The organism is Pelatocladus sp., from assembly GCF_059505505.1.
The window spans coordinates 1-5,457 of the sequence record NZ_JCACKS010000220.1 but is presented as its reverse complement, the minus strand read 5'-3'; the positions used below and the strand labels follow the sequence as shown (position 1 = coordinate 5,457).

Annotated in this window: 3 protein-coding genes; all 3 read right to left on the bottom strand. The window is 43.4% G+C overall.

Annotated features, from left to right (window positions below):
* Positions 1 to 25: 25 nt before the first annotated feature.
* The gene (locus tag AC5JMK_RS20155; RefSeq protein ID WP_096677295.1) at positions 26 to 772 is read right to left on the bottom strand and encodes a hypothetical protein; all 747 of its coding nucleotides are present in this window, start codon (positions 770 to 772) and stop codon (positions 26 to 28) included.
* A gap of 137 nt (positions 773 to 909) precedes the next feature.
* Positions 910 to 3,009, bottom strand: a complete 2,100-nt coding sequence (locus tag AC5JMK_RS20150; protein WP_495910890.1) for an S-layer homology domain-containing protein — start codon at positions 3,007 to 3,009, stop codon at positions 910 to 912.
* A gap of 614 nt (positions 3,010 to 3,623) precedes the next feature.
* The coding region (locus tag AC5JMK_RS20145; RefSeq protein ID WP_495910889.1) for a two-partner secretion domain-containing protein at positions 3,624 to 5,457 on the bottom strand (1,834 nt) is incomplete at its 5' end.

Below are 5,457 nucleotides of genomic sequence, written 5' to 3'. Positions count from 1 at the left end.
AAATAAGGGTTTTCAACCAACATTCTTATAAATTGTCATTAGACATCGCTTTCAGTTTTGAGGTAAATGACTGAGAGCGATCGCTCGTTTGGGGAGTAAATTGCTCAATTGGAGAATGATTGACAGTAGCTGGAAGTAGCTTTCGTTGTGGTTTAGGAGTAGGAGTGGCGGGGAGGGAAGAAGACGCGGTGACGCTGTGAGTGGGAGACGCGGAGAAATTATTAAGATATCTCTCCGTGTCTTCATGTCCCTGTGTCCCCATGTCCCCTTGTCCTCCTTGTCCTCCGTGTCCTCCTTGTCCTCCTTGTCCTCCTTGTCCTCCGTGTCCTCGCGTCCCCGCGTCTTTGTGTCCCCCTGTCCCCACGTTTTCTTTTTTCACTTCATCGAGACGAGGGTTGTGGTAAGAAGAAAATTGAGACCATGTTGGTACTGAAGTTAAGCTTTCGGGGAACTTGCTGCAAATTAGACGCTCAAATTCCATATTGAAATGAAAGACAGCCTGCCCCCGTCGTTGCCAAAGTGTTAATATTTGCTGTACTGATATCGCTTTATAACGCCCCTGATACAGTGCTTCAATCACTGCCATATGTAACCAACTATCAGAGTATTGCTGTTGCCAACGATGAACTAGTTCACTGGCCTGATAACCACTGAGTTCAAAACTATAGTGAATCAATAAGGCTATTGCCAAGTCGGCAGATGTTCCCAAACTTGGTGTAAAAGGTGGTATTTCGGTTTGAGGCAATAGGGCTAAATCTTGCTCCCGTTGCATATGGCTAGCTGTTAGGGGATCGGGGATTGGGGATTGGGGCAGGTGGGACCCCTGGAGGTGAACTCGGGGCCCCCTTTGGGGATTAGGGGCGAAGGGGTAATGGGGGATCGTTCAATAATAAAAGAGTGTCTCTCATTCTACTCTTTCCCCACTGCAAAAGGAGAAACAATATATGGTGAATTAACCTTTGGAGATCGCCCGATCGCAACTAATGCTTGGTATACCATTGCCGCTACTTCTGCCCGTGTTGCTTCTTTTGTGGGTGCAATTTGTTTAGTATCTGGGTAGTTAACTATGATTTTTTGCAACGTCGCGGTTGCAACTGCGGTACGGGCATAATCGGGAATGCTATTGCGATCGCTAAACCCAGATAATACATCAGCATTAGCTGCTGGTAAACTAAGTCCATTGACCAAAGAAACAATCACCTGTAATCGTTGCACATTTTGCACAGGGCGGAAGGTGCGATCATTAAAACCACCCACAAACCCGCCCTGTGCTGCTTGTTGAATGGCTTTGTAAGCCCAAAAATTCTTGGGTACATCACTAAACTCTGGTGCTGAACGTTTAGCAGTGGGGTTAAAAGCTGCTGCTATTAAAGCAGCATACTGAGCGCGAGTCATTAGTTGATTTGGTTGGTAGCTACCATCAGCAAAACCACGGGTTAAATTCATACTCACTAATGCCCGAATAAATCCTTCTGCCCAGTGTCCCCTAAGATCTGTAAATGAGGGAATATCGGCATCTGGATTGACAATGTAAGGAGAAATTATTGGTTTTTGCTTACCGCTACTCACCAACGCTTGATAAATTAACGCTACTACCTCAGCACGAGTGATGTCCCGCAAAGGTTCGAGTATTTCCGTTTGCGGATAGTTTACCACTAGTAGTTTCTGAGTAGCAATGGCCACAGCCTCAGTTGCATAACTGGGTATTTGAGCGCGATCGCGATACACGGTTAACACATTAGGATTAGCACCACTTAGTTGTAACCCATTTACTAGCGATACGATGGCTTGAATTTTTGTTAAATTTTGTCCTGGTCGAAATGTACTATCTGGAAAACCGCTTATGAACCCCATACTAGCAGCTTTTTCTATGGCTGGGGCTGCCCAGAAATCTGATTTAATATCAGTGAATTTACTATATTTATTCTTTAGAGGTAGTTCAAAAGTTTTAGCAATCACAGCAGCATATTGAGCGCGATTGATTGGGGCTTCTGGCTTAAACGTACCATCACCAAAGCCACTAATTAAGCCTTTATTTAGTAAAGCTTCTACAAAAGCAACTGCCCAATGTCCTGACATGTCAGAAAAACTCGTGTTTACAGGTGTTGGTTTGGCAGTGCTTTCAACAGTTGCACTCAACTCTACTAATCCCTTGATCCCCACAGGATTTAACAGGTTTCCAGCCGAAACTAATTTTGCTGATGTGGCATTTTGCACATCAAAACCAGAATTGCCGCGAAATATATTACCAGCAGGATCTTGTGTGCTACCCAAATCGGGGATCGCGTTACCGTTTACTAACAAACCGCCTTGGGAATTTTTTTCGATGACATTTTGGCGTAGTACTGGTCGTGCATCACGAGATAGAGCGATCGCAGTCTGATTTTCTGATAGTTTGTTATTTGCAATTAAGGGAGCGGCAAAATCACTGATGGCGATACCAATGGCATTTTTTTGGACAACATTCCGCAGCACTTCTCCTTTACTATTACGTGCTATTACCAACCCAGAAGCACCATTTTCGGCAAATACATTGTCGAGAATCGCTGGTTTGGCTGTACCACTAACAAATACGCCTTCTCGTCCACACTTAATCAAGCTATTATTAGCTAAAGTTGGTGCTGTAGATTCAATCCAGATACCAGTACCTTTGGCGAGCGAGTTAGTTACACTCACACCCATGAGACTGGCATTATCGAGTAATAGCAGTGTGATGTTTTGCAATCCAAAACTTTCGCTTTGATACTCTCCACTTCCAGAAATAACGATACCTTGACCTTTTGTGGCTTCGTTACCCACCACCATTACCCCAGCTGGGATAGTCAGTGGAAAAATCTCACCATTAGCACTGCTGTAATTACCTGGTGTAAGCTGAATAATTGTTGCAGTTTTGGCTACTTTTAAAGCACGGGTAAGGGTTTTATATGGAACTAAGCGTGACCCAGTATTAGCATCATTCCCCGTTATCGGGTTGACATAGATTGTAGCAATCAGGGTAGAGCTGACCATCGGTTCTTGTGATTAGGCGAATGTTTAAATTATGACTATCAAAAAAAAGTAACTCTACTACTGACTGATTACAAGAACTTTAGGAATGCGATCGCTTAAAGATTTTAGGACTAGACCTTTCAAGGTGTAATGTATTTTTCTTGGTGACTTTTTACTTTTTACTTGTTTTGACTGTTGAACCACCAAGGCACGAAGACACCAAGGGGGAAAGCCCTTTTAACTTAGGATTTACGCAACTGGCATATTATTGAAGTTCGTAGTGTAGACGCTCGTAAGAGCGGCTTCCTGAAGGGTGGACTTTAGTCCTCAAAATAAGGGCTAAAGCCAATACTGCTCGGTTAAGGATTTGTCGTCGTAATTTTGGGCATGTAGAGACGTTGCACTGCAACGTCTCTACAGGTTTTAAATGTCAATCGATTTGTCTTATCCGAGCAGTATTGGGGCTAAAGCCCTTACTACAAGCAAAAAATTTTTATTTGTTGTGACACTTGTGTAAGTCCTGTAACTGAATGAATAACTCCTTCAACCCACTTGAAGTGGATTTTTGCTATGAGCCAGTAATTTTTTTGAGAGTGGGATGTTGGACTAATGAAATCCATCGAAGTGACGTTGACTTAAAAAGGAGCAGGACAAGCCGCAGTTGGTTTAGAAGTGCGTTGAGCAGTGGTGGTTGTGGGGTCATAGGCTGTTAGCACTACCTCACCTTTGTCGTTAAATATCCAACCTTGGGCGGGGATAATTTTCTTAGCTGTGGGTTGGGTTGTGGGTTGGTTGATAGTTGAATTTTGGGAACTGCTGCTACTAGTAGATGGATTGACTAAATCAATGCGAACATTATCACTGCTAAAGCCATCATTTGGGCTAGATGGCAAACCACCTCGTCCGGTGATGATAAATGAGCTGCCAGCACCTTGTTGACAAGGGTTTTGGGCAATTTGACTACTTGGGTCTGTGGGGTTATCTGGTAATTCGAGTAATCCCTGACTGGGGTCAACATCTAGAGTATTAATTTCTACAGTGCCACTCAAAGTCGGACTTTGTTGCGAAATAGCTGTGATGTCATTGGTAGGTAGTTTACTTGGATCAAAGCCATTAGAACGCAGTTCGCTGTCTTCTCGACTACGGGGTACAAACCCGAAAATACCATAAGAATTGATAATTACCTTACCTCCCTGACCTGTAGATGCATTAGCGGTGATATCGCTGTTTTGCACAGGTGTAGCAATCACAAAGCCTCGATAACCTGGGTTGTTGTTGATAAATATGTTACCGCCATTGTTTCCCCCGGAAGCGGAAATGTTACTATTGCGGCGCATGAATAAGTAGTCCTGGACACTCAGAGTAATATTGCCACCGTCACCTGAACTGGTGCTAGCAGTAAGGCTTCCCTGATTGTCTAACTTGATAAAGCGAGCGGTTACTTTCAAATTACCTGCATTACCTGTTCCTAAACTTCTGACAAATACTCCTGCTCCATCGCGTACAAATAGCTTTTGAGTGTTAATGGTTAAGTCTCCTGCATTTCCTGTTGAGTATTGTTCAGCTTGAGCAAACAAACCACTAGGCAACTGACCATTAGGGGTGGTACCAATAAGTTCTATAGTTTCAGCAGTGACATTCAACTTCCCACTATTACCTGCACCAAAAGTGCTAGCACTAACTTTTGCTCCATCGCGTACGAATAACTTTTGAGTGTTAATCGTCAAGTCTCCTGCATTTCCTCTTGAGCCTGGGTTAGCTTGAGCAAATAGACCACTACGAAACTGACCATTAGCACTAGTACCAATAAGTTCTATAGTCTCAGCAGTGACATTCAAATTCCCACTATTACCTGCACCAAAAGTGCTAGCACCAACTTGTGCTCCATCGCGTACGAATAGCTTTTGAGTTTTAATCGTCAAATCTCCTGCATTTCCTGTTAAGCCTTGTGCAGCTTGAGCAAACAAACTACTGAGCAATTGACCATTAAGGCTGGTACCAATCAGTTCTATAGTTTCAGCAGTGACATTCAAATTCCCGCCCTTACCTCTACCAAAAGTGCTAGCACTAACCCATGCTCCATCGCGTACAAATAGCTTTTGAGTGTTAATCGTCAAGTCTCCTGCATTTCCTGTTGAGTATTGTTCTGCTGAGTATTGTTCTGCTTGAGCAAATAAACCACTAGGAAACTGACCATTAGGGGTAGTACCAATCAGTTCTATGGTTTCAGCAGTGACATTCAATTTCCCACTATTACCTGCACCAAAAGTGCCAGCGCTGACCCGCGCTCCATCCTGTACAAATAGCTTTTGAGTTTTAATCGTCAAGTCTCCCCCATTTCCTGTTGAGCCTGGGTAAACTTGAGTAAACAAACCACTGAGAAACTGGACATTTGTAGACGTCCCACTGATCTCTACTAAACATCTCCAAAATAGTATATTTTGTGGTAAAAGAACGTCAATAGAAGTT

What these genes read in the sequence shown, in the direction of transcription:
- AC5JMK_RS20155 (WP_096677295.1), bottom strand. Translation starts at nt 772, where the DNA reads ATGCAACGGGAGCAAGATTTAGCCCTATTGCCTCAAACCGAAATACCA.
- AC5JMK_RS20150 (WP_495910890.1), bottom strand. Translation starts at nt 3,009, where the DNA reads ATGGTCAGCTCTACCCTGATTGCTACAATCTATGTCAACCCGATAACG.